This window comes from Streptomyces sp. NPDC050121, assembly GCF_044460385.1.
GTDB classification, from domain to species: Bacteria; Actinomycetota; Actinomycetes; order Streptomycetales; family Streptomycetaceae; genus Streptomyces; species Streptomyces soliscabiei.
The window spans coordinates 194,917-219,433 of sequence record NZ_JBITJV010000003.1; the positions used below are offsets into that span (position 1 = coordinate 194,917).

Sequence of the window (24,517 nt, forward strand, 5' to 3'; positions counted from 1 at the left end):
CCATGCCGAAGGCCGGCGCCCCCGCAGGGTGCCGGCCTTCTCGGTACGGGCGTTCAGCCGCTCAGGCGACCAGCTCCTGCTCCTGCAGCGACGTGTCGAGCGCGGCCGTCGGCTGTTCCGGCTTGCGGTCCCGCATCACCAGGGCGGCCAGGACCGCAGCCGCCAGCACACCGATCGCGCTGACCGTGAAGGTCGTCGTCATCGAGGCGGTGAAGGCCTCCCGGGCCGCCCGGACCAGGCCCTGGTCCCCGCCGGCCACCGCCAGCGCCCCGCCGATGGACTGCCGGGCCGCCTCGGGGGCGTCGGCCGGCATCTCGGCGGCGTAGCCGCTGGTGAGGAGGGAGCCGAGGATCGCGATGCCCAGAGCCGTGCCGGCCTGCTGGATCGTGTCGTTCAGGGCCGAGCCGACGCCCGCCTTGTCCGCGGGGATGGTGCCCATCAGCGCGCCCACCGCGGCCGGCATCGCCAGACCCGCGCCGAGGCCGAGCAGCCCGAGGGCGATCGCCGGGACGGTGAAGCCGGAGTCGGCGTCGACCGTCGTCAGCAGGGCGAAGCAGGCGACCATCACGAGCATGCCGGACAGGATCACGTAGCGGTTGCCGTACTGTGCGGCGAACTTGGCGCCCATGCCGTTGCCGATCAGCGCGGCGACGGCCAGGGGCAGGAAGGCGAGGCCCGCCTTGACGGGGGAGTAGCCGAGGACGAACTGCAGGTACTGGGTGAGGACCAGCAGCAGACCGCCGTTGCCGATCTGCACCAGGGCCAGCGAGAGCGAACCGCCGCTGAAGTTGCGGTGCTTGAAGAGGACCAGCGGGACCATCGGGGCGGAGCTGACGTTCTCCCAGATCACGAAGCCGGCCAGACCGACGACGGCGACCACGAGGCTGACGGTGGAGCGGCCGCCGAAGGCGCCGTGCTGCGGGAGCTCGATGATCCACCACACCAGGGCGGTCATGCCGACCGCGGAGAGCACCGCGCCCAGCGGGTCGGGCTTCTGCCAGGGAGCCTTCGACTCCGGCATCAGGACCACGGCGGCGACGACGGCCAGCGCGACGACCGGGACGTTGATGAAGAAGATCGAGTGCCAGGAGAAGTGGTCGATCAGGACACCGCCGAGCACGGGGCTGCCGACCAGGCCCAGCATCGACACCGACCCCCAGGCAGCCATCGCCCTGCCGCGCTCCTCCTCGTCGAAGACGGTGATGAGGATCGAGAGGGTGGACGGCATGATCAGCGCCCCGCCGACGCCCATCGCGGTGCGGACGGCGATCACCTCACCGGGGTTCGTGCAGATCGTCGCGGCCAGTGAGGCCGCCCCGAAGAGCAGCAGGCCTGTCAGCATCACCTTCCGGCGGCCGAAGCGGTCGCCGAGGCTTCCGGAGGTCAGCAGCAGGCCGGCGAAGACCAGGATGTAGGAGTCGAGGATCCACTGCGTGTCCTGGGCGCTCGCGCCGAGGTCCTCGGTCATCGAGGGCACCGCGACGGTCAGCGCCATGCTGTCGATCGTCAGGACCAGCGTGCTCAGGCACAGCACGACGAGGATCCACCAACGGCGTGGGCTGCGGGTTTCCGACATGGGAAGTCCGGTCCTTTCGATGACTTCGGCGGCTGCGTACGGTGTTCCGTCCGTTGCGAACACTGTACGCAGACTGGAACGGTGTACGCAAGCGTAGAACTCTGTACGCTGAGGGCGCACGATGTACGCCCTATGCCGTCGGATCGCCGGGAGTGAAGCCATGACCGCCAAGACGAAGACCCCGAAGCCCGTCCCGTCCGTCTGGACCCGGCAGAAGCGCGAGCCCGACCAGCCCGCGCTCAGCCAGGACGCGATCGTCCGCGAGGCGGTCGCGATGCTGGACGCCGACGGCATCGAGGCGCTGAGCATGCGCAAGCTGGGCGCGCGCCTGAACGCCGGCGCGACCTCCCTCTACCGGCACGTCGCCACCAAGGACGAGCTGATGGAGCTGGCCGTGGACGAGGTCGCCGCCGAGATCCACGTCCCGCCCGCCGACGGCCCCGACTGGCGCGCCGCCGTCACGGAGGCCGCGGCCTCCTTCCGTGCGACGGCGCTACGGCACCCCTGGCTGTCCTCGGTCCTCGGCCAGGCCGGCCTCGCCTACCTGGGCCCCAACCTGATGGCCTTCTCCGAGAGTCTGGCCGCCCTGTTCACCGCCGCCGGCTTCGAGGAGCCGGGCCGCGCGATCGAGCCGCTGCTCAGTTATGTCATCGGCATCAGCACCACCGAGGCGGCCTGGCTCACCACGGTCGCCCGCTCCGGCGAGAGCGAGGCCGACTTCATCGCCCGTCTGATGCCCGCAGCCCAGCAGGCCGCCGCCCCCTACGAGCACCTCGCCGGCGAGTACGCCGTGAGCGCCGCCGAGGCGACCGACCCGGTGGCGCTGCGCGAGGACAAGTTCACCTACGGCCTGGAGGTCGTCCTGGACGGCCTGGCCCTGCGCCTGCCCCGCGACGCGTCCTAGTACTCCAGCAGGACTAGAGAGCCGCCACCTTCTCCACCCGTACCGCGCACACCTTGAACTCCGGCATGCGTGAGGTCGGGTCGAGCGCCGGGTTGGTGAGGGTGTTGGCGCGGCCCTCGCCCGGCCAGTGGAACGGCATGAAGACGGTGTCCGGGCGGATTCCGGTGGTGATGCGGGCGGGTGCGACGGCGCGCCCCCGCCGGGACACGACCGCCACCGGGTCGCCCTCGGCCGCCCCGAGCCGCGCCGCGAGGCGGGGGTGCAGTTCGACGAACGGGCCGGGCGCGGCGGCGTTCAGCTCGTCCACCCGCCGGGTCTGCGCGCCGGACTGGTACTGCGCCACGACCCGCCCGGTGGTGAGCAGCACGGGGTAGTCGTCGTCCGGTTCCTCGGCGGCCGGCCGGTGCGTGACCGGCACGAACCGGGCCCGGCCGTCCGGCGTGGCGAACCGGTCGAGGAAGAGCCGGGGCGTGCCGGACGGCCCCTGCTCGGCCTGCTCCCCGCCCGCCGCGCCCCCCGCGTCCGTCTCCTCCTCCGCCGGGCAGGGCCAGAACACGCCCTCGCCCGCTCCTTCCGCCAGCCGCGCGTAGCTGATCCCGGAGTAGTCCGCGATGCCGCCGGCGCTGGCCCGCCGGAGCTCCTCGAAGACCTCCTCGGGCTCGGTCGGGAAGCCCTTCTCGACGCCCAGCCGGGCCGCCAGCTCGTGCAGCACCTCCAGGTCGCTGCGCACGCCCTCCGGGGCGGTGATCGCCTGCCGGCGCAGCAGCACCCGCCCTTCCAGGCTCGTCGTCGTCCCCGTCTCCTCCGCCCACTGGGTGACCGGCAGGACGACGTCCGCGAGTTGCGCCGTCTCCGACAGGACGACGTCACAGACGGCAAGGAAATCAAGGGACTTCAGACGTTCCTCGACATGGGCCGCCCGCGGCGCGGACACCACCGGGTTGGACCCCATCAGCAGCAGCGAGCGGATGTCCGTGCCCAGGGCGTCCAGCAGCTCGTAGGCGCTGCGTCCCGGTCCGGGCAGTGAGTCGGGGTCGACGCCCCACACCTCGGCCACGTGCGCCCGGGCCGCCGGATCGTCCAGCTTTCGGTAGCCGGGCAACTGGTCGGCCTTCTGGCCGTGTTCGCGCCCGCCCTGCCCGTTGCCCTGCCCGGTGAGGCAGCCGTAGCCGCTGAGCGGGCGTCCCGCCCGGCCCGTCGCCAGGCACAGGTTGATCCAGGCGCCGACCGTGTCGGTTCCCTTGGACTGCTGCTCGGGCCCGCGCGCGGTGAGCACCATCGCGGTCTCGGGCTCGCAGAACAGCCGCACTGTCTCCCTCAGTTGTGGAACGGACACCCCCGTGATCCGCTCCACGTACTCCGGCCAGTGCGCCATGGCCGCGGCCCGCGCGTCCTCCCAGCCGACGGTCCGCTCCCGCACGTACTCCTCGTCGACCCGCCCCTCGGCGACGATCAGGTGCAACAGGCCGAGGGCGAGGGCGAGATCCGTCCCGGGCCGGGGCGCGAGATGCAGGTCGGCCTGTTCGGCGGTCTTCGTCCGGCGCGGGTCGATCACGATCAACGTGCCGCCGTTCTCCCGCAGTTCGTTGAAGAACCGCAGGGAGGGCGGCATGGTCTCCGCGAGGTTCGACCCGACGAGGATCACGCACCCCGTCTTTGGGATGTCCTCCAGCGGGAACGGCAGCCCCCGGTCGAGCCCGAACGCCTTGATGCCGGCCGCCGCCGCGGACGACATGCAGAAGCGCCCGTTGTAGTCGATCTGCGAGGTGCCGAGCACGACCCGCGCGAACTTGCCGAGCGTGTACGCCTTCTCGTTCGTCAGCCCGCCCCCGCCGAACACCCCGAGCGCGTCGGCCCCGTGCACGTCCCGCACCCGCGTCAGCTCCCCGGCGATCCGGTCGAGCGCCTCGTCCCAGGTGGCCGGCACGAGCGTGTCGCCGGACCGCACCAACGGGGAGGTCAGCCGCACCCGGGACGAGAGCACCTGAGCCGCCGTACGGCCCTTGCCGCACAGCGCGCCCCGGTTCACCGGGAAGTCCGCGCGCTCGACCACCTCGACACCCCCCGTGGGCAGGGGCGACAGGGCCATCCCGCACTGCAGGGCGCAGTACGGGCAGTGGGTGGGTGTCGAGGTGGTCCGCATACGCCTCAGCGTGCGTCGGCCGTGTTACACCCCGTGCGGTCTCCTGTTACGGCGGTGTGGTGGTGCCCTCCCGACCGCCCCCGGCCCACCGTGAGGCGTCCGCCACGCCGGCGACCGACCCGCCGACCCCGCCCGCCGCCGTCCCGTTACCGCCCGTCGGCCAGCGCCCTCGTCACGCCCTGCTCCTTCGGCCCGAGGAACCGGGGGTCCGGCTCGAACAGCGCGTCCAGGGCCGCCTTGCCGGCCGCGAGGACCTCCCGGGCGCCCCCGTAATACCAGGTCACGTCGTGTTTCGCGGCGACGCCGACGCCGTACGAGTCCACGCCCGCCGCCTCGCACAGGGCGACGGCCCGCCGGATGTGGAACCCCTGGCTGATCAGTACGGCCCGGTCGACGCCGAAGATCTTCTTGGCGCGGACACAGGAGTCCCAGGTGTCGAAACCGGCGTAGTCGCTGACGATCCGCGCGTCGGGCACCCCGTGCTTCGTCAGGTACATGCGCATCGCGTCGGGCTCGTCGTAGTCCTTCCGGCTGTTGTCGCCCGTCACGAGCACGACCTTGATCCGGCCCTCCCGGTACAGCGTGGCCGCCGCGTCCAGCCGGTGCGCGAGATACGGCGACGGCTCGCCGTCCCACAGACCCGCGCCGAAGACGACGGCGACCTCGGTGCGCGGCGCGTCCGCCGTCGTACCGAGCCGGTCCGCCGTCGTCACCCACATCCAGGTGGACGGCAGCAGCGCCAGCACACACCCCGCCATCACGGCCTGCACCAGCCGGCGCCGTCCCGCACGGGTACGCGGCAGCCGCGGTCGACGGATGTTCATACGGTGTCCCCCCGGGTCGACAACCCCTTCGGCCTGGGAAGACGCAGCGAACAGAGATCCGGTTCGATCCAGGTTCGATTCCGGTTCGCCCCCCGGTTCGCCCCCCGGTTCGCCTCCCGCGTCGCTCCCGCGTCCGAGCGGCATCTCACACCGCCGCCCCGCCCGCCGTGAACCCCCGGAAAGAACTCGTGACGGTCAGGCAACGGCAGTGCAACCTCGGGCCGTCACGATCGGTGCATGAGCCAGCCAAGCCTCGTCCACCTCGACGGCCGCCGGCGACCCGGCCCGCCCGCGCTGGTCGTCGTCGCCCACGGCAGCCGCGACCCGCGCGCCCTGAGCACCGTGCGCACGCTCCTGGACCGCGTCCGCGAGCAGCGTCCCGGCCTGCCGGTCCACCTCGGCCACATCGAGCTCAACGAGCCCCTGCTGGCGGACACCCTCGCCGACCTCGACGCCCACGACACGACGGACGCCGTCCTGGTCCCGCTGCTGCTGGCCCGCGGCTACCACGTCAAGCGGGACATCCCCGAGATGGCCGCCAGGGCTCGGGTACGCACGCGCGTGGCGGCCCCGCTCGGCCCGCACCCCCTGCTGGTGGAGACGCTGCACTCCCGTCTGGTCGAGGCGGGCTGGCGCACGGACATGACGGACGCGGAACGCCGGACGAGCGCGGTGGTCCTCGCGGCGGCCGGCTCCCGCGACCCCGACTCGGCCGTCGACACCCGCCGCACCGCCCACCTCCTGGCCCACCGCCTGGGCGTCCCGGTGATCCCCGCCTACGCCTCCACAGCGACCCCGACGGTCGACACGGCGGTCCGGGCCCTGGCGGCGAGGGGCCGGGACCGGGTGGCGATCGCCTCCTACTTCACCGCCCCCGGCCGCTTCGCAACCGAGTGCGCGCAAGCAGCCCCCTGGATGGCGTCCGCCCCGCTGGGCACCCACCCCGCCATGGCCGACCTCCTCCTCCACCGCTACGACCAGGCACTGGAAGCGGGCGGCAAGAGCAACGCCGCCTGATCCGACAGCAGAACCCGGCAGACGAGTAGGCACCCATTTGTCAGTACCGCCGCTTACTGTCGAAGCATGGAAGGCACCGCACCCCTCACCGCCTATGACCCGCCGTCAACCGAACGCTGGGCTCCCGAGCCCGACAAGCGTCCAGGCCGTACCGCCTTCCAACGAGACCGCGCACGCGTCCTGCACTCCTCGGCGCTGAGAAGACTCGCCGGCAAGACCCAGGTGGTCACCCCGGGAGAGCGCACCGACGCATGGGACGCCACGCCCCGCACCCGCCTCACCCACTCCCTGGAGTGCGCCCAGGTCGGCCGCGAGCTCGGTGCGGCCCTGGGCTGCGACCCCGACCTGGTCGAGGCGGCCTGTCTCTCCCACGACCTGGGTCACCCCCCGTTCGGCCACAACGGCGAACAGGCCCTGAACGACTTCGCGCAGGACTGCGGCGGCTTCGAGGGCAACGCCCAGTCACTGCGCCTCCTCACCCGTATCGAGCCCAAGCGCTTCACCGCCGAGGGCTCCGTCGGCCTCAACCTCACCCGGGCCGCCCTCGACGCCGCCACCAAGTACCCGTGGCCCCGGGGCGCCCACCCCACGGACCCCGCGTCCCGCAAGTTCGGTGTGTACGAGGACGACCGGCCGGTCTTCGACTGGGTCCGCAAGGAGGCGCCGGGCACGCGCACATGCTTCGAGGCGCAGGTCATGGACTGGGCGGACGACGTGGCGTACTCGGTGCACGACGTGGAGGACGGCCTGCACGCGGGACACATCGACCCGGGCTGCCTGCACGCCGAACCGGAACGCCAGGAGGTCTTCCGGGTCGCCGTCGGCCGCTACGTTCCGGACGACACCGATCCGGCCGAACTCGCCGCCGCCCTGGACCGTCTCCTGGACCAGGAGTGGTGGCCGCACGGCTACGACGGCACGGCGGTCGCCCAGGCCGGCCTGAAGGACGCCACCAGCCAGCTCATCGGCCGCTTCTGCCTCGCCGCCGAGTCGGCCACCCGTGCGCTCCACGGCGCGGGCCGCCTCACGCGTTACGGCGCCGAACTCGTCGTCCCGTACGAGACGCGCCTGGAGTGCGCGGTCCTCAAGGCGGTCGCCGACCGGTACGTCATGCAGCGGGCCGAGCAGGAACGCCTGCGCGCCGACCAGCGTGTCGTCATCAGCGAACTCGCCGAGGCGCTCACCGCGCGCGCCCCGGCCGGCCTCGACCCCCAGTTCCGCGCGCTGTTCGACCGGGCCGCCGACGACCGGGCCCGCAAGCGGGTCGTCGTCGACCAGATCGCCTCCCTCACCGACGCCTCCGCCCGCTCGCTTCACGCCCGTCTGACGGGGCAGACGGCACCCTGACCGACGACCCTGACCGAGGGAGGGTCGGGTGCGCCCAAACGGGCCCGAACGAGCCCCGGCGTGCCTTGATCGGGCACGTCCCCCTTCCCCCATCACGCTGCGTGCGGGACGCTCGCATGTGGCGGCACGCTTACGAGGAGGCATCACGTGGTCGACGCGGATCAGACATTTGTCATCGTCGGAGGAGGCCTGGCCGGCGCGAAGGCGGCCGAGACGCTGAGGGCGGAGGGCTTCACCGGCCGCGTGATACTGATCTGCGACGAGCGCGACCACCCCTACGAGCGTCCGCCGCTCTCCAAGGGCTACCTGCTCGGCAAGGAGACGCGCGAGAGCGTCTTCGTGCACGAGCCCGCCTGGTACGCGCAGAACGACATCGAGCTGCACCTGGGCCAGACCGTCGACGCGATCGACCGCACCGCGAAGACGGTCCGCTTCGGTGACGACGGCACGCTCGTCCACTACGACAAGCTGCTCCTGGCCACCGGCGCCGAGCCGCGCAGGCTGGACATCCCCGGTACCGACCTGGCGGGCGTGCACCACTTGCGGCGGCTCGCGCACGCCGAGCGCCTCAAGGGCGTCCTGGCCGCCCTCGGCCGTGACAACGGCCACATCGTGATCGCCGGCGGCGGCTGGATCGGCCTGGAGATCGCGGCGGCGGCCCGTGAGTACGGCGCCGAGGTCACCGTCGTCGAACCGGAGCCGACCCCGCTGCACGGAGTGCTCGGCCCGGAGCTGGGCGGCCTCTTCGCCGACCTGCACCGCGAGCACGGCGTCCGCTTCCACTTCGGGGCCCGGCTCACCGAGATCGTCGGCCAGGACGGCATGGTCCTCGCCGCCCGCACCGACGACGGCGAGGAGCACCCGGCGCACGACGTCCTCGCGGCGATCGGCGCGGCCCCCCGCACCGGCCTCGCGGAGACGGCCGGCCTCACCCTCGCCGACCGCGCCCACGGCGGCGGCATCGCCGTGGACGCCCAGCTGCGCACCTCCGACCCCGACATCCACGCGGCCGGCGACGTCGCGTCCTTCCCGCACGGCCTCTTCGACACCCGGCTGCGGGTGGAGCACTGGGCCAACGCGCTGAACGGCGGTCCGGCCGCCGCCCGCGCGATGCTCGGCAAGGACGTCACCTACGACCGCGTGCCCTACTTCTTCTCCGACCAGTACGACCTGGGCATGGAGTACAGCGGGTGGGCGCCGCCGGGGACGTACGACGAGGTGGTGATCCGGGGCGACGCGGGCAAGCGGGAGTTCATCGCGTTCTGGGTCAAGGAGGGCCGCGTGCTGGCCGGGATGAACGTGAACGTGTGGGACGTCACAGAGCCGATCCAGAAGCTGATCACGTCGAGAACCCCGGTGAACACGGAGGCGTTGGCCGACCCGCACGTTCCCCTGGAGGACCTGGCCTCGTAGTGGCCCCGGGAGTGTCGGCCCCGCCCCGTAGAATCACCTCGTGGCTGGACGGATCAACGACGAGGACGTGAAGGCGGTACGGGACGCGGTCCCGATCGACGCCGTGGTGTCCGAGTACCTCCAGTTGCGCAACGCGGGCGGCGGCAACCTGAAGGGTCTGTGCCCGTTCCACGACGAGAAGTCACCGTCCTTCCAGGTCAGTCCGAGCAAGGGACTCTTCCACTGCTTCGGCTGCCAGGAGGGCGGCGACACCATCACGTTCGTGATGAAGGTCGACCACCTCACCTTCTCCGAGGCGGTCGAGCGCCTCGCCGGCCAGGCCGGCATCACCCTGCGCTACGAGGAGGGCGGCTACAACCCCTCCCACCAGCGCGGCGAACGGATCCGGCTGGTCGAGGCCCACAAGATCGCCGCCGAGTGGTACGCGGAACAGCTCGCCACCAGCCCCGAGGCCGACACCGGCCGGATCTTCCTCGCCGAGCGCGGCTTCGACCAGGCCGCCGCCGTCCACTTCGGCGTCGGCTACAGCCCCCAGGGCTGGGACCACCTCACCCGCTTCCTGCGCGGCAAGGGCTTCAGCGACAAGGAGCTGCTCCTGTCCGGGCTCGCCCAGGAGGGCCGCCGCGGGCCGATCGACCGCTTCCGGGGCCGGCTGATGTGGCCGATCCGCGACATCGGCGGGGAGGTCGTCGGCTTCGGCGCCCGCAAGCTGTACGAGGCGGACAACGGGCCGAAGTACCTCAACACGCCCGACACGGCGATCTACCGGAAGTCCCAGGTGCTGTACGGCATCGACCTCGCCAAACAGCACATCGCCAAGACCAGCCGGGCGGTCGTCGTCGAGGGCTACACCGACGTGATGGCCTGCCACCTCGCCGGCGTGACGACCGCCATCGCGACCTGCGGCACGGCCTTCGGCGGCGACCACATCAAAGTCCTGCGCCGCCTGCTGATGGACAACGGCACCGCGCGGGTCATCTTCACCTTCGACGGTGACGCGGCGGGCCAGAAGGCCGCGTTGCGGGCGTTCGAGGACGACCAGAAGTTCGCTGCCTCGACGTACATCGCGATCGCTCCCGACGGCATGGATCCGTGCGAGCTGCGCCTGGCCAAGGGGGACGACGCCGTCGCGGAGCTGGTCCAACCGCACACCCCACTGTTCAAGTTCGCGCTCCAGCAGATCGTGCAGCGCTACGACCTGGAGACCCCCGGCGGGCGCGCGGCGGCCCTCGACGAGGCTGCCCCCGTGGCAGCCCGGATCAAGGAGCGCACCGCGCGGCGCGAGATGGCTGTGGAACTCGCGGGACTCGTCGGCATCCTGGACCCGGAGTTCGTGGTGGACCGCGTCGGTCACCTGCACCGGCGCGGCGGCAAGGGCCCGACGTCCGCCCCCGCGCGTTCCCCCCAGCTGGAAGCGGCTTCTCCCAAGCCCTTCGGAGGCCCTCCGCTGACGCTCCGCAACCCCGTCTACGCGACGGAACGCGAGCTGCTGAAGCTTGCTTTGCAGCGCCCGGAGCTGGTCTCCCCGGCCTTCGACGCCTACGGCATGGACGAGTTCACCGCCGCGCCCTACGCCGCCGTACACGCGGTGATCCTGGAAGCGGGCGGAGCCGAATACGGTACGCGGGACGGCCAGGAGTACCTGATCCGCGTCCGCGAGGCCGCCCCCGACGACACCGTCCGCGCCATGGTCACCGAGCTCGCCGTTGAACCGATCATGCGTCGCACGGTGGACGAGATCTACGCCGGCGGGGTGCTCGTCCAGGTCCGCCGCCGCGCGGTGGAACGCCGCATTCGCGACATCCAGTCCCAGCTCGCCCGCTTTGCCGCCGGAGGCGACCCGGCCCGTTTCGCCGCCGTGCAGAACGAACTGTGGGTCCTTCAGCAATACGACCAGGCACTGCAGACGCACGGCGCCGCAGCTCTCTGAACACCTGGTCACGGCTCGGACTCAAAAAGTCACCGCACGCCCCTCGTGGCGGTGATGTGTCGTACTCCACACTGGGTTGCGGTGCCTGAGTCCTCGGAGCGCGGCCGATCCCGGACGGACAGCGGCGTGGCCGCCGACTCCGCTCCCGTAGTACCGCTGCTGCTCACCCCAGCAGCGATCATCCTGGAGGTCGCCCCCGTGCAGACCCAGACCCTGACCCACACCGACAGCACCGCCGACAGTACGACCGGCCCGACCGGCCCGACGGGCACGGCCGACGGCACGGAAGCAGACGCCGAGACCGACGTCCTCGTCGCGGTCCCGCCGCAGGACCGTGCCGCACACCACCCGGAGACGGAAGCGGCGACGGAGCCGGGGACCGCGGTCCAGGAGGAGGCCGAGCAGGAGGCAGAGCAGGAGGACGAGCCGACCGCCGAGCTGCTCGAAGAGGCCCCCGAGCCCGTCGTACCGCCCCGCACCCGCACCGCCGACAACAGCGGCCCCTCCTCGGACCTGTTCCGCCAGTACCTGCGTGAGATCGGCCGGATCCCGCTGCTCACCGCGGCCGAGGAGGTAGAGCTGGCGCGGCGCGTGGAGGCGGGCCTGTTCGCCGAGGAGAAGCTCAGCGGCGCACCCGACCTGGACAGCGAACTCGCCCTAGACCTCGACCGGTTGGTCGTCATGGGCCGGATGGCCAAGCGGCGGCTGATCGAGGCCAACCTGCGGCTCGTGGTGTCCGTCGCCAAGCGGTACATCGGGCGCGGGCTGACCATGCTCGACCTCGTGCAGGAGGGCAACCTCGGTCTGATCAGGGCGGTCGAGAAGTTCGACTACGCCCGCGGCTACAAGTTCTCCACGTACGCCACCTGGTGGATCCGCCAGGCCATGTCCCGGGCGTTGGCCGACCAGGCGCGCACCATCCGCGTCCCCGTGCATGTCGTCGAGCTCATCAACCGGGTCGTCCGCGTCCAGCGCCGCATGCTCCAGGAACGCGGCTACGAGCCGACCGCCGAGGAGGTCGCCGCCCAGCTCGACCTGGCGCCCGAGCGCGTCGGCGAGGTGCTGCGGCTGGCCCAGGAACCGGTCTCCCTGCACGCCCCGGTGGGCGAGGAGGACGACGTGGCCCTCGGCGACCTCATCGAGGACGGCGACGCCACCAGCCCCGTCGAGTCGGCGGCGTTCATGCTGCTGCGCGAGCACCTGGAGGCCGTGCTGTCGACGCTCGGCGAGCGCGAGCGCAAGGTGGTCCAGCTCCGCTACGGCCTCGCCGACGGCCGCCCGCGCACCCTGGAGGAGATCGGCCGCATTTTCGGCGTGACGCGCGAACGGATACGGCAGATCGAGTCGAAGACCCTCAACAAACTCCGCGACCACGCCTTCGCGGACCAGCTGCGGGGCTACCTGGACTGAAAGGGCCGCTCGCAGTCACCCGATGCGAGCGGCCCCCGAGAAGCCCTTGAGAACCCCTTGAGAAGCCCTTGAGAAGCCTCCGGCGAGGAGACCGTCAGTCGACCTCGGCCACCGCCTGCGCGAACTGCGCCTGGTACAGCCGCGCGTACGCCCCGTCGGCCGCGAGGAGCTCGGCGTGCGCGCCCTGTTCGACGATCGAGCCGTTCTCCATCACCAGGATCGTGTCGGCGTCCCGGATGGTCGACAGCCGGTGCGCGATGACGAACGACGTACGCCCGTGCGCCAGCTTCGCCATCGCCTTCTGGATCAGCACCTCGGTGCGGGTGTCGACGGAGCTGGTGGCCTCGTCGAGCACCAGGATCGTCGGGTCGGAAAGGAACGCCCGCGCGATGGTGATCAGCTGCTTCTCACCGGCGCTGACCCCGCTGCCCTCGTCGTCGATCACGGTGTCGTAGCCGTCGGGGAGGGTGCGCACGAACCGGTCGGCGTGCGCGGCCCGCGCCGCCTCCTCGATCTCGCCGCGGGTGACCTCGCGCGCCGAGCCGTACGCGATGTTCTCCGCGATGGTGCCGCCGAACAGCCAGGTGTCCTGGAGCACCATGCCGATCCCGGCGCGCAGTTCGTCGCGGGACATCCGCGCGATGTCGACGCCGTCGAGGGTGATGCGCCCGCCGGAGACGTCGTAGAACCGCATGAGCAGGTTCACCAGCGTCGTCTTGCCGGCGCCCGTCGGGCCGACGATGGCGACCGTGTGGCCCGGCTCCACCGCCAGCGACAGGTCCTCGATCAGCGGCTTGAGCGGGTCGTACCGGAAGGACACGCCCTCCAGCGCCACCCGCCCGCGCAGCTCCTTCGGCCGCTCGGCCGCCACCGGATCCGCCTCCTGCTCCTCCGCGTCCAGGAGTTCGAAGATCCGTTCGGCCGAGGCGACGCCCGACTGCACCAGGTTCGCCATCGACGCGACCTGCGTCAGCGGCATCGAGAACTGGCGCGAGTACTGGATGAACGCCTGCACATCACCGATGGAGAGCGAGCCGGACGCGACGCGCAGCCCGCCCACCACCGCCACCAGCACATAGTTCAGGTTCGACACGAACATCATCAGCGGCTGCATGACCCCGCTGTTGAACTGCGCCTTGAACCCGGCCTCGTACAGCGCCTCGTTCTGCTCGGCGAACTGCTCGGCCGACTCCTCCTGGCGGCCGAACACCTTCACCAGCGTGTGCCCGGTGTACATCTCCTCGATGTGCGCGTTGAGCTTGCCGGTGGTGCGCCACTGCTGCACGAAGTGCGGCTGCGACCGCTTGCCCACCCGCGTGGCGACGACGAACGACAGCGGCACGGTCACCAGCGCGACCAGCGCGAGCAGCCACGACACCCAGAACATCATCACCAGCACACCGATGATCGTCAGCACCGAGTTGACGAGCTGGCCCATCGACTGCTGGAGCGTCTGCCCGATGTTGTCGATGTCGTTCGTCGCACGCGACAGCACCTCACCGCGCTGGCGCTTGTCGAAGTACGACAGCGGCAGCCGCGACAGCTTCGTCTGCACGTCCTCGCGCATCCGGAACATCGTGCGGTTCACGGCCCGGTTGACCAGGCGCGTCCCCACCGCCATCAGCAGACCGGCGACGAGGAACACGCCGAGCGCGAACAGCAGGACCTCGCCGACCGCGTCGAAGTCGATGCCCTTGCCGGGCGTGAAGTCGGTGCTCTTGAGCATGTCGGCGACGCTGCCCTCGCCGCGCTCCCGCATCGAGTCGAGGACCTGCGTCTTGCTCGTCCCGGCCGGCATCTCCCGTCCGATGATGCCCGCGAAGACCAGGTCGGTGGCCTTGCCGAGGATCTTCGGCCCGACCACGCTGAGGCCGACGCTCAGCGTCACACAGGCCAGCATCGCGTAGAGGGTGAGCCGTTCCGGCTTGAACTGGGCGAGCAGCCGCCTGCCCGACACCTTGAAGTCCAGCGAGCGGTTGTCGGGACCGGTGCCGGCCATCATGCGCCCCATGGGCCCGGCCATCAGGCAGCCTCCGCTTCCGTGAGCTGGGAGAGCACGATCTCCCGGTAGGTCTCGTTGTCCGTCATGAGCTCGCGGTGCGTGCCCGTGCCGACCACCCGGCCCTCGTCGAGGACGATGATCCGGTCGGCGTCGCGGATGGTCGCCACCCGCTGGGCGACGATCACGACGGTCGCCTCGGCGGTCTCCCGCCCGAGCGCCGCCCGCAGCGCCGCGTCGGTGGCGTAGTCGAGGGCGGAGAAGGAATCGTCGAAGAGGTAGATCTCCGGCCGCTGCACGAGGGTACGGGCGATCGCGAGCCGCTGGCGCTGACCGCCGGAGACGTTCGTCCCGCCCTGCGCGATGGGGGAGTCCAGGCCGTTCTCCAGCTTGCTGACGAAGTCCTTGGCCTGCGCCACCTCCAGCGCGTGCCACAGCTCCTCGTCCGTGGCGTCCGGATTGCCGTAGCGCAGGTTGGTGGCGACCGTGCCCGCGAACAGGTACGGCTTCTGCGGCACCAGCCCGACGGTCTTGGCCAGCAGCACCGGGTCGACCTCCGCGACGGGCACCCCGTCGACGAGCACCTCGCCCTCGGTGGCGTCGAACAGCCGGGGCACCAGCCCGAGCAGCGTGGACTTGCCGCTGCCGGTCGAGCCGATCACGGCGGTCGTCTCCCCGGGCCGCGCCATCAGCTCGACGGCCTTGAGGACGGGCTCCTCGGCGCCCGGATAGCGGAAGCCCGCGCCCCGGATCTCCAGATGCCCGTGCCGGCGCAGCTCGGTGACGGGCGCCACCGGCGGCACCACGGACGACGAGGTGTCCAGCACCTCCTGGATGCGCTCGGCGCACACCTCCGCGCGCGGCACCATCATGAACATGAAGGTGGCCATCATCACGGACATGACGATCTGCATGAGATAGGCGAGGAACGCGGTCAGATCACCGATCTGCATCCCGCCGCTGTCGATCCGGTGGGCGCCGAACCAGACCACCGCGATCGACGACAGGTTCACCGTGGTCATGACCACCGGGAACATCAGTGCGAGCAGGTTGCCGGTCTTCAGCGAGATGTCCGTCAGGTCGGTGTTCGCCTTCCGGAACCGGCCCTCCTCGTACTCGTCGCGCACGAAGGCGCGGATGACCCGGTTGCCGGTGATCTGCTCGCGCAGCACCCGGTTCACGGTGTCCACCTTCACCTGCATGGACCGGAACAGCGGCCGCAGCCGCAGCACGATCAGCGTCACGCAGATGCCCAGCACCGGCACCACGGCGACGAGCACCCCGGACAGCGGCACGTCCAGGCCGAGCGCCAGCACGATGCCGCCCACGCACATGATGGGCGCCGAGGCCATCAGCGTGAACGTCATCAGGGCCAGCATCTGGATCTGCTGGACGTCGTTCGTGGTCCGGGTGATCAGCGTGGGCGCGCCGAAGTGGCCGACCTCCCGGGCGGAGAAGGACTGCACCCGGTCGAAGACGCCGGCGCGCACGTCCCGGCCGAGCGCCGAGGCGGTCTTCGCGCCGTAGTACACGGCGCCGATGTTGCACACGACCTGCGCCAGCGAGATGCCGATCATCACGCCGCCGAAGGACAGGATGTATCCCGTGTCCCCCTCGACGACGCCCTTGTCGATGATGTGGGCGTTGAGCGTGGGCAGGTAGAGGGTGGCGCAGGTCTGCAGGAACTGCAGCAGCACCAGCAGGGTGATGGGTTTTCGATAAGGCCTGAGGTACGTCCTCAGCAGTCGTATGAGCACGCTACGTCTCTCGGAGTCGACGGGCGGGGCTTGGGCAGTCGGTTGCCCCTGGCCCCTATCGTCGGACACTCCACCCGCGTTACCTCAACCCATTAAGCCGACAGCAGTGTCTTTACGGCCTTCAGTGGAGAGCCCCAGGAGGGCGCTACGGGCGAAACGCCCCGGGATGCGTCTGCTCCCGTACCGACACGAACTGCTGCCGCACCGCCTGCCCCACGGCCAGCTCCTCACCCGGGTCCAGGACCTGCGCCGCCGCCCCCTGCCAGGCCGGCGGGTTCCGCGGATCGAGGGTGCCCTGCGACACCCCGAGCGCCCACGCCACCTGCCGGGCCGCCCCGATCGCCGCGTAGTCCGCCGGCTGCGGTACGACGACCTGCGCCCCGAACAGCGCGGGCGCCGCCGCCTGCACGGCCGGCAGCTCGGCCGCCGCCCCGAGCAGGAAGATCCGCCGCACGTCCACGCCCCGGCCGCGCAGCACGTCGAGCGCGTCGGCGAGCCCGCACAGCATGCCCTCGAAGGCGGCCCGCGCGAAGTGCTCGGGCTTCATCGACTCGCGCCGCAGCCCCGCCAGCGTCCCGGCGGTGTGCGGCAGGTTCGGCGTCCGCTCACCCTCCAGATAGGGCAGCATGACCAGCCCGTGCGACCCCGGCGTCGACTTCATCGCCAGGTCCGACAGCGCCTGCAGATCGGCCGCCCCGACCAGCTCGGCGGCGCCCCGCAGGGTCCGTACGGCGTTCAGGGTGGTGACGACGGGCAGGTGCATGCCGGTCGCGTCCGCCAGGGAGGTGATCATCCCGCTCTGGTCGACGAGCGCCTCGGGGTGCACGGCCATCACGGACCCGGAGGCGCCCAGCGACACGACCGCGTCGCCGAGCCCGATCCCGAGCCCCAGGGCCGCGGCCATGGTCTCCCCGGTGCCCGCGGAGATCAACAGCCCCTCCGGCGTCGTACCGGCCTTGTCGGACGGTCCGATCACCTCGGGCAGCATGGCCTGGTGACCGAGCGCCAGCTCCACGAGATCCGGCCGATAACCGCCGGTGGCCGCCGACCAGTACCCGGTCCCGGAGGCCCCACCCCGATCGGTGGTCCTCCTGACCGGCCGCCCGAGCAGCTGCCACACCAGCCAGTCGTGCGCCTGGAGCAGCACGGCGGTCCGCGCGGCCGCGTCCGGCTCGTTCTTCGCCAGCCAGCGCAGCTTGGTCACCGGCTGGGCCGCCTGCGGCACACACCCCACCGCCTGCGCCCAGGCCTCGCGCCCGCCGAGCGCGTCGACCAGGTCGGCCGCCGCGACCTGCGCCCGCTTGTCACCGCCCACCATCGCCGGACGCACGGTGTTGCCCTGCGAGTCCAGCGGCACGACGGCGTTCTGCTGCGAGGACACCCCGATGGCCTGCACCCCTTCGAGCAGCCCACCGCCCGCGGCCTCGCCCAGGGACAGCAGCCAGGCCTGCGGATCGACATCGGAGGGCCGCCCACCGCTCTCAACGCCTTCCATCGGATGCGGCGCATATCCCTGCCGCAGCACGGCTCCGCTGTCCGCGTCGCAGACGACGATACGAGTGAAATCGGGCGAACTGTCCAACCCGGCGACTATCCCCATGGCGAAAATTCTGCCGCACACTCCGCTTGGGTTTGGCCGTGGAGAGCGTATGACTGGGTCTGTTCTTGCGCGGCGGGCGCGTTCTGGCTGGTCGCGCCCGCGCACAGAGATGCCGTTACGTGTTGCTGGTGCCCCAGTCGTCGCCTCCGCCGTTGTGGGCGCTGCGCTCCTTCAGGGCGCGGACCCGGCCCGCGACCGACTCGGGCATGTGGTCGCCGACCTTCTCGCTGACCACGTGGTACGCCTTGCCCGCGTACTGGCGGCCCTGGTGGGCGGCGGTCTCGGCGGTGTTGCGCACCGCGGGGTTCTGGGCGACCTGCTGCGCCGACTTCTTCAGCTGCTCGTAGCGCTCGCGCCCGGCACGCGTGCCCAGTACGTAACCCAGAGCCAGCCCGACGACGAACGTGAGCTTGTAGCGCATGACGGCCACCTTCCCTCGTGTAGGTCCCTGGCACGGCATCGGCGCCGGGGGAACCGATTGGCGGAGCACCCCCCAGCTTGCGCTAATGTATGTGTCGCAGCGAGCGAGCGCCCCCTGGCGGATACCCAGGTAGGTACGTTCGATGCAACGAGGCATTCCTCCGTAGCTCAATTGGCAGAGCAGCCGGCTGTTAACCGGCAGGTTACTGGTTCGAGTCCAGTCGGGGGAGCTCGGTCCTCCGTAGCTCAATTGGCAGAGCAGCCGGCTGTTAACCGGCAGGTTACTGGTTCGAGTCCAGTCGGGGGAGCATCGTGAACGAGGACCCCATGGGGGTCCTTTTTCATGTCGGTCTCACGCCTACGGGAACCGTGCAGGCCAGGGCGCAGTCCTCCTGGTCGTGCAAGGTCTACCAGCCGAAGCGTGAGATCGTATGAGCGGCTATGCTGCGGCAGACGGCGCGCACACATGTACGCGACACGCCGCTATGGGGCGGTAGCTCAGCCGGTTAGAGCAGCGGACTCATAATCCGTCGGCCGTGGGTTCGAGTCCCACCCGCCCCACTTGTGCAGGTCTCTGACCTGCGGAAACGTTCATTTTTGGGTGCTGGAGCGTCAACTTTGCCTCAACGGACTGAATCCGCTGCTCGTGGGTTCGGCAGCGTTGTCGCCAGCGAGAGTCCGAACTGCTCTGACCTGCACAGATGCCTCGGAGCGTAACCGGAGAAGTCGCCGCAGGTGGCTTCCGTGAGTGGCTGGGGCGCTTGAGTCGGGACGCTGCTAGGACGCAGGGAAACGGAAGGTGTCGCTCCGTCCGCCGCGCCGGCGTCGCCTGAGGGCGGGTAGGGGGTCGGCACCGCGCGGCGCAGTGTGGCTCCCGCTCTTCGCTGCTGGAGCTCATGGAAACTGCCCGAACTGAAAACTGTCCGGTCTGGGCGATGCGTCGCTCGGCTGCGGTCCCGCAGTCGCTCGGCGTCGTGTTGCGAATGCCGGTGCCGGGTCGAGGCGAACACCGTGTCCGGTGGCGGCCCGGCCGTGGCTACGGGGCCTGAGTCGTGCGTGGTCAGCGCAGGATCTGGACCGTGTAGAGCGTGTCGATTCCGGTGGCGAGGGTGCCCAGCAGGAGCCGAAGTGCGCTCTCGGGCAGGAGCGGTGGGAGGTGGGCGCCGAGGTAGCGGCCGGCAAGGCCTCCGAGGCCGCAGGGAAGGCCCAGTGGCTATCCGGGGCGACGTCGCCTGTGGCAGTGAGGGAGAGCAGGCTTCGCACATGCGGAGCTGTCCCAAGTACGCGGGGGCAGCTTCCACTCGGGCTCGGCACCTTGGAGGTGCCCGGCCGGCCCCGGGCGTGGGTACAGCCCGTACGGCGCCGTTGTTGAGGTGACGGAGGGTAAATGTCGGCTCCGCTACTTGGGGAGCGATCCATCTGCCCTTGCATCGCCGCGCGTTGGAAGGCAAATCCGCTGCGCATGGCTCCGAGGCCCTCTCCCCAGATGGCGGGAAGGTCCTTGAACCGGGTATGCGTGTCCCTCCGGGACGCGTTCGCGACGCTGGCCAGCGGGGCCTGAGCCGACGAGCCGGCACCATCTCCTTGACCTCATTTTCATGATCGTGGGGACGTGTTGGGGACGCAGGATTTCCGGAGGTCTGCGACCACTATCCGTGGGCGCGGGACTACGAACGGCTCATCCAGCACTCGGAATCGCTCGTCACCTGGGCCGCGATCACCTTGATGACCAGGCGAATCACCCGTCGAAGCACCTGGAGAAGCGGGCAGTCGGCCTCCCTCGAAGCCCAGCGGGACTGATCGTTCTCAAGGGCGGGGCCATCACCTTGGCCTTGCCCGGCCGGACTCGCGGCCCTGAGCCCATACTTCCACCGCCGCCGAAGCCTGTCGGCGACTTCGGGCTTACAGCCACCGCTTGGCTGACTCGACGCTGTCGCCGCCGCTCGTGTTGAACGCGATCGCAGCCTTCGGCGCATGACGCCGGACCAGATTCACGACCTGCTCAAAGAGCGGCAGAAGCGGTTCCGGCTTGCGGATCCCACCCCCGATGACGACGACGTCCCAGTCGTGCTCGGACAGTGCTGCGACGATCGCCGGCTCTGCCGACTCATCCAGCTCGATCAGCGTCATGGACGCATCGATGGCGTGTTTGCCGAATCGCGCCAGTTCCTGGTCAAGGGCCGCTCGAAGGGCGTCTCCGTCCATACCGGGCACTGCACGTGGGTCGATTCCAAGAATGAGCACTCGAGGCATGCCCAAGAGGACGATCAGCCATCCATCCAGGTTCCCACGGCAAGGGGCCGGTGCCCGATCTCAGGGACGACACCCTGGGGAATCGCGTCATCTTCCCCCGACGCGCCAGTTGCCGAGAGCCTCGATGAGCTGTATGGCGCGCGGCTTGACCTGCGGATCGACATCATCAGGGCTGGGATGCCACGACGTGGCGCGCGCGAGTCCCGACGGGCTTCCGGGGCTTTCCGCTGCGGTGGCATGAGGGCGGTCACTGGAAAAGCCTGCGGCGCCGAATGCCATTCCACCCGCCGCCAGCGGTACCGTCCGGCGACCGACCGGTGATGCCGGCTGTCCGAAGTCACGCATCAATCAGTCCCCTCCTTGCCCGGAAGGTGCGCCGGGCCGCCACGGCGCGGGAACGAGAGCCCTGTACGCCTGACGGAGCGGCCCCGGCTCTGGCGAGAGACGCCGCACCCAGGGGCTGGGCTGGGTAATGACAAGCCCGAATATCCTTTTGATCGATTTTCAGCCATAGGCCACTATTTAGCAGGTTTGCAGCCGATTATGGGAGCAGGGCGTGGTCGCGGCGTCCGCTTCAGGGGCTGCGGTCCGGTGCCGCGACGAGGGCGTCGGTCTCGGTGGTGGTGAGGTGGTTGACCTTGGCCCGGTCGAAGCGTTCGCGCCCCGCTGGATCGCGCCGCGCGTTCGGGTGTCCGTAGGCCTCGTAGTGCGGGAACGAGCGCATCGCGGTGTGACAGACGTGGCGGGTCGCCGCGGAGTGCCGCGGACTGCTTCGAGGTGCTTGAGGAACGCGCCGTTCGTCAGTGCGTCCAGGTCGGCGATGCTCAAGCGGGTCGGCCGCCGTCCGGTTCGCCGCTCTGCGAAGCCGAGCAGGAAGGTGAAGGTGCCGCGGTAGTCCGCGAAGGTGCGCCGGCTCTCCTGGAGCTGGGGCACCGGTTTTTCGGTGCAGAAGCCCTGCGGCAGGGGGCGCGAGGTCGCTCATGAACGGCCTCCGAAGCTGTGCGCAAGAGGGCGTTGAGCCCAGTCGGCGACCGACTCAGGCGTGACGCGTGCGGACAGGTAGGACGGGTCTGCCCATCAGGAGCGGGCGGTCGCGGTCACGGCCTGTCGGGCCGCCCGCTCCACCAGTGAGATGCCGTCGCTCATCGACGCGCTGCCGTCCGACAGCACGGTGACGAGGTACCGGTGTCCGTCCACTGTCACCTGGCCGACGCTGTTGACGTCCCAGAGTCCGGTGGTGTTGCGCTGCAGCCAGCCGTTCTTCAATGCGTACTCCGCGCCGGAGGCCGTCGAGACCCCCCACGCCTGATCGCTCGCGATACGGCTCATCAAGGATTGGACGTAGGTCCGGGACTCTTTGTTCAGCGGGGAGTCAGTCTTCGACGTCGCAGCGCCGTCGAACACGGAGAGCAGGAGCCTGATCTGGTCACTCGCCGTCGTCCGCGTCAGCCCCCACTTCGGGCCGTGACCACCCTTGGTCGAGGTCAGTCCCAGACGTTTGTTGGCCGCATCCAGGCCCGGTGCCTGGCCGATCTCGCGCCACAGGAGGTTCGCCGCCGCGTTGTCGCTGTTGCGGATCATCGGTTCGGCCAGGGCGCGTTCATGGGCGGTGAGATGTCGGCCCGTGTCCTGAGCCTGCAGCAGCAGTGTCGCGAGGATGTCGACCTTGATGATGCTGGCGGTGTCGTACAGGGCGTCCGGGCCGTACAGCGACGGCTTCCGGCTCCCAGCGTCGAGGCGGAGCACGGCCGCTGTCACGCGTGCCTTGCTCTGAGCCTGCATCGCGGCGTTGACGCCGGCCGTGGCCTGGGTGTGCGCCGACAGCGCGGGCGCGGCGGCCGCGGGTGCCGCGTGCAGGGCGCCAAGGGAGAAGAGGGTCGTCACCGAGGCCAGGAGCACACCGGTGCAGGCGCCGATGCGGCTTCCGCGGCGCCTGGCTGAGGTCTTCGAATACGGTATGGAGCGCGGGTGGGACATAGTCGGGCAGGCCTCGCAGTGGGTCGACAAAGGGAAAGTGCATGGTAAAGGTAGAGATAACGCGCGCGAGGTGAAGTGGCCCCTGTCACTACGAACGCATTCCGGCCCGAATTGTGAGAAGGCCCATGCGGTCGTGGCCTCGGCATACCGGCTCCGTCGCGGGTTCCGTGAAACCCGAGATGGCGATCTTCGTTTCCTCTGATCATGCCGGGTGTCCTCTATTGATCCGAAACTCAAAGGGTTCTATTCGAGGGTGTAGCGAACGTGTGGGCCGCCGAAGTAGCCGCGGACGATGTGTGGTTGGCGTTGGCGGCGGTGGAAGAACCGGCGGGTCTCGGTGGCGAGTTGGGCCTGGTCGCGGGCCCGGCTGTGCATCGGCAGGCTGCGTTTGAGGTCGGCGTTGACCAGTTCGTCGGGGTTGAGCTCGGGCGAGTACGAGGGCAGGAAGTGCAACTCGATCCGGTCGGGGTGGTCGGCGAGCCAGGTGCGGACCTTGCGGGAGCGGTGGGCGGAGTGGCCGTCCACGACGAGGTGGACCTTGTGGTCGAAGTGGCCTGCGAGCCGGTCGAGGAAGCGGCACATGACGTCGGCGTCGAAGGTCTCGGTGAACACCATGAAGTGCATGCGGCCCTTCGTGCTGATCGCGGACATCGCGTTCACCGAGAACCGGTTGCCCGAACGGCGCACGATGGGGGTGCATCCCTTGGCGCCCCAGGTGCGGCCGGTGACCTGGTCGGAGCGGATGCCGACCTGGTCGGCGAAGAGGATTTCGCCGCCATCGGCTTTCGCCTTCGCGCGGATCGCCGGCCAGGTCTCCTCCCGCCAGACGCGCACCGCCTCCGGATTCTGCTCGACGGCCCGTTTGTCCGGGCGCTGGAACGACAGGCCCCAGCGGCGCAGGTACTTGCCCACGCCCTGCTCGGTCAGCCGCACCCGGTACAGCTTCGCGATCAGGTCCCCCACACCGGCACGTGTCCACAGCTGCCCCGCCAGCCCCAGGTCACCGGGCCGGTGATCCAGTACGGCCTGCCGGACCGCCTGCTGCTCGACCGCGTCGAGAACCTGATGTTCCCCGACCCGGCGCCCACGCGGCCGGGCCACAAGCGCCTCGCGTCCGCCGGCAAGCCACTTCGCCCACCAGTTGTCCACGGCCTTGAGCGAGACCTGGAACACCGCCGCGACATCCTCACGCGTCCGGCCGGCCACCAACGCGGCCACCGCCCGCAGCCGAAGGGCCTCCTGCGCCGACGGCGACAACTGCCTTGCGTCCCCCACCAGTTCACTCACGCAGGGATCAACGACTCAGAACACCTACCGTTTCGGATCAATATGTGCTGGAAGGGGAATCGGCCGCGGGCCGGTTTGTGATCCTCCTGATGTGCCGCGGAGTCGGCCGTGGCCCGCGCCGTGTTGTCGGCCCCCGTCCTGTGCTCCCCGTCGATCTCGTGCGCGAGGACTCCACCGGCCTTGCTACCAGCGGAGCGCGCCGCTCGCGCCACGCGCTCCACCGCAGCCGAGGTCGCAGTTCGCGGTGGCGGAGGATCGGGTATCGGGTCGTCATGCCGTCGCCTTCAGTGCTGCAGGCCCGTGGCCACGTCCCTGCCGATGCGCTCGACCGCCGCGAGGTCGAGACCGTGGTGGACGTAGCGCCGGTTGCGTTCCACTCGCACGAGCCCCAGGGCGCGAAGGCAACGGGAAACCTGGGGGCGGGTCATCGACTGCTGGCCCGCGAGGTCGGCCGTGGTCATCGCCTGGCGATGAGCCGGCGCAGCCGGACGCGGCGCGGATCGGTGAGCGCGAGCATGCGGCTGCGGGCCAAGGTGACGCCCGTCCCCGGGGCTTCACCGGGAAGTGGACGACCGGTGGGAGTTCCGGTTCGTCCTTCACGAGCAGGTGCGGCGGCGCCGTATCGGGTGAAGATGAGCAGGATCGGCGTACGGGCCGGGC

General features: G+C 70.4%; 18 protein-coding genes, 3 tRNA genes and 1 pseudogene. 9 read left to right on the plus strand and 13 right to left on the minus strand.

From position 1 onward, the window contains the following. Positions 1–61 precede the first annotated feature (61 nt). On the minus strand, positions 62–1,576 hold the full coding sequence (locus ACIBTS_RS05715; RefSeq protein WP_399316852.1) for an MFS transporter: 1,515 nt from the start codon (positions 1,574–1,576) through the stop codon (positions 62–64). 160 nt (positions 1,577–1,736) lie between these two features. On the opposite strand from ACIBTS_RS05715, the gene ACIBTS_RS05720 reads away from it, so the two are divergent. After that, a complete protein-coding gene (locus ACIBTS_RS05720) occupies positions 1,737–2,480 on the plus strand; it encodes a TetR/AcrR family transcriptional regulator (RefSeq protein ID WP_399316854.1) in 744 nt (247 codons plus the stop codon). A 13-nt stretch (positions 2,481–2,493) separates the two neighbouring features. On the opposite strand, the gene ACIBTS_RS05725 is transcribed toward ACIBTS_RS05720, so the two are convergent. Beyond that, complete coding sequence (locus ACIBTS_RS05725) at positions 2,494–4,623, minus strand: molybdopterin oxidoreductase family protein (protein ID WP_399316856.1); 2,130 nt, start codon at positions 4,621–4,623, stop codon at positions 2,494–2,496. Between the two features lie 146 nt (positions 4,624–4,769). After that, a complete protein-coding gene (locus tag ACIBTS_RS05730; RefSeq protein ID WP_399316858.1) occupies positions 4,770–5,447 on the minus strand; it encodes a vancomycin high temperature exclusion protein in 678 nt (225 codons plus the stop codon). Between the two features lie 237 nt (positions 5,448–5,684). Here ACIBTS_RS05730 and ACIBTS_RS05735 point away from each other — a divergent pair, with 237 nt between their 5' ends. The 5 genes from ACIBTS_RS05735 (at position 5,685) to ACIBTS_RS05755 (ending at position 12,564) form a co-directional block, all read left to right on the plus strand. Beyond that, positions 5,685–6,464: a sirohydrochlorin chelatase gene (locus ACIBTS_RS05735; RefSeq protein ID WP_399316860.1), complete on the plus strand. Its 780-nt coding sequence runs from the start codon at positions 5,685–5,687 to the stop codon at positions 6,462–6,464. Positions 6,465–6,530: 66 nt separating this feature from the next. Further along, the gene (locus ACIBTS_RS05740) at positions 6,531–7,811 is read left to right on the plus strand and encodes a deoxyguanosinetriphosphate triphosphohydrolase (protein WP_399316861.1); all 1,281 of its coding nucleotides are present in this window, start codon (positions 6,531–6,533) and stop codon (positions 7,809–7,811) included. A 147-nt stretch (positions 7,812–7,958) separates the two neighbouring features. Beyond that, a complete protein-coding gene (locus ACIBTS_RS05745; RefSeq protein ID WP_319676942.1) occupies positions 7,959–9,224 on the plus strand; it encodes an FAD-dependent oxidoreductase in 1,266 nt (421 codons plus the stop codon). Positions 9,225–9,264: 40 nt separating this feature from the next. Beyond that, positions 9,265–11,154 carry a DNA primase gene (dnaG, locus tag ACIBTS_RS05750; RefSeq protein WP_399316863.1) on the plus strand — a complete coding sequence of 630 codons (1,890 nt, stop codon included), beginning with the start codon at positions 9,265–9,267 and terminating at the stop codon, positions 11,152–11,154. 81 nt (positions 11,155–11,235) lie between these two features. Next, positions 11,236–12,564: an RNA polymerase sigma factor gene (locus ACIBTS_RS05755; protein ID WP_399316864.1), complete on the plus strand. Its 1,329-nt coding sequence runs from the start codon at positions 11,236–11,238 to the stop codon at positions 12,562–12,564. A 94-nt stretch (positions 12,565–12,658) separates the two neighbouring features. On the opposite strand, the gene ACIBTS_RS05760 is transcribed toward ACIBTS_RS05755, so the two are convergent. From ACIBTS_RS05760 to ACIBTS_RS05775, 4 genes are all read right to left on the minus strand, one after another. Then, on the minus strand, positions 12,659–14,587 hold the full coding sequence (locus tag ACIBTS_RS05760; RefSeq protein WP_399316865.1) for an ABC transporter ATP-binding protein: 1,929 nt from the start codon (positions 14,585–14,587) through the stop codon (positions 12,659–12,661). Continuing rightward, the gene (locus tag ACIBTS_RS05765) at positions 14,587–16,320 is read right to left on the minus strand and encodes an ABC transporter ATP-binding protein (RefSeq protein ID WP_399316867.1); all 1,734 of its coding nucleotides are present in this window, start codon (positions 16,318–16,320) and stop codon (positions 14,587–14,589) included. Before ACIBTS_RS05765 ends, ACIBTS_RS05760 begins: the two co-directional genes overlap by 1 nt. Positions 16,321–16,465: 145 nt before the next feature. Then, positions 16,466–17,920, minus strand: a complete 1,455-nt coding sequence (locus ACIBTS_RS05770; RefSeq protein WP_399316869.1) for an FGGY-family carbohydrate kinase — start codon at positions 17,918–17,920, stop codon at positions 16,466–16,468. Positions 17,921–18,035: 115 nt separating this feature from the next. Beyond that, positions 18,036–18,341 (minus strand): YtxH domain-containing protein, encoded by a 306-nt coding sequence (locus ACIBTS_RS05775; protein ID WP_143688256.1) that lies wholly within the window; start codon positions 18,339–18,341, stop codon positions 18,036–18,038. Positions 18,342–18,497: 156 nt separating this feature from the next. Between ACIBTS_RS05775 and ACIBTS_RS05780 the strand changes: the two genes are divergently transcribed. The 3 genes from ACIBTS_RS05780 (at position 18,498) to ACIBTS_RS05790 (ending at position 18,901) form a co-directional block, all read left to right on the plus strand. After that, positions 18,498–18,570 (plus strand) — tRNA-Asn (locus ACIBTS_RS05780). Positions 18,571–18,575: 5 nt separating this feature from the next. After that, positions 18,576–18,648 (plus strand) — tRNA-Asn (locus ACIBTS_RS05785). A gap of 179 nt (positions 18,649–18,827) precedes the next feature. Beyond that, a tRNA-Ile gene (locus tag ACIBTS_RS05790) sits at positions 18,828–18,901 on the plus strand. A 499-nt stretch (positions 18,902–19,400) separates the two neighbouring features. Here the strand turns inward: ACIBTS_RS05790 and ACIBTS_RS05795 are convergent. The 6 genes and pseudogenes from ACIBTS_RS05795 to ACIBTS_RS05820 all read right to left on the minus strand — a co-directional run. Next, positions 19,401–19,597: pseudogene (locus ACIBTS_RS05795) on the minus strand (sulfite exporter TauE/SafE family protein); the annotation flags it as partial. Between the two features lie 645 nt (positions 19,598–20,242). After that, positions 20,243–20,593 (minus strand): hypothetical protein, encoded by a 351-nt coding sequence (locus ACIBTS_RS05800; RefSeq protein WP_398431726.1) that lies wholly within the window; start codon positions 20,591–20,593, stop codon positions 20,243–20,245. 574 nt (positions 20,594–21,167) lie between these two features. Then, positions 21,168–21,317, minus strand: coding sequence for a hypothetical protein (locus ACIBTS_RS05805; RefSeq protein ID WP_398431725.1), 150 nt, complete (start codon positions 21,315–21,317; stop codon positions 21,168–21,170). Between the two features lie 353 nt (positions 21,318–21,670). Beyond that, on the minus strand, positions 21,671–22,570 hold the full coding sequence (locus ACIBTS_RS05810; protein WP_399316871.1) for a serine hydrolase: 900 nt from the start codon (positions 22,568–22,570) through the stop codon (positions 21,671–21,673). A 243-nt stretch (positions 22,571–22,813) separates the two neighbouring features. Beyond that, positions 22,814–23,857: an IS630 family transposase gene (locus tag ACIBTS_RS05815; RefSeq protein WP_399316872.1), complete on the minus strand. Its 1,044-nt coding sequence runs from the start codon at positions 23,855–23,857 to the stop codon at positions 22,814–22,816. 284 nt (positions 23,858–24,141) lie between these two features. Next, positions 24,142–24,318 carry a hypothetical protein gene (locus ACIBTS_RS05820; protein WP_398431723.1) on the minus strand — a complete coding sequence of 59 codons (177 nt, stop codon included), beginning with the start codon at positions 24,316–24,318 and terminating at the stop codon, positions 24,142–24,144. Between the last annotated feature and the right edge of the window lie 199 nt (positions 24,319–24,517).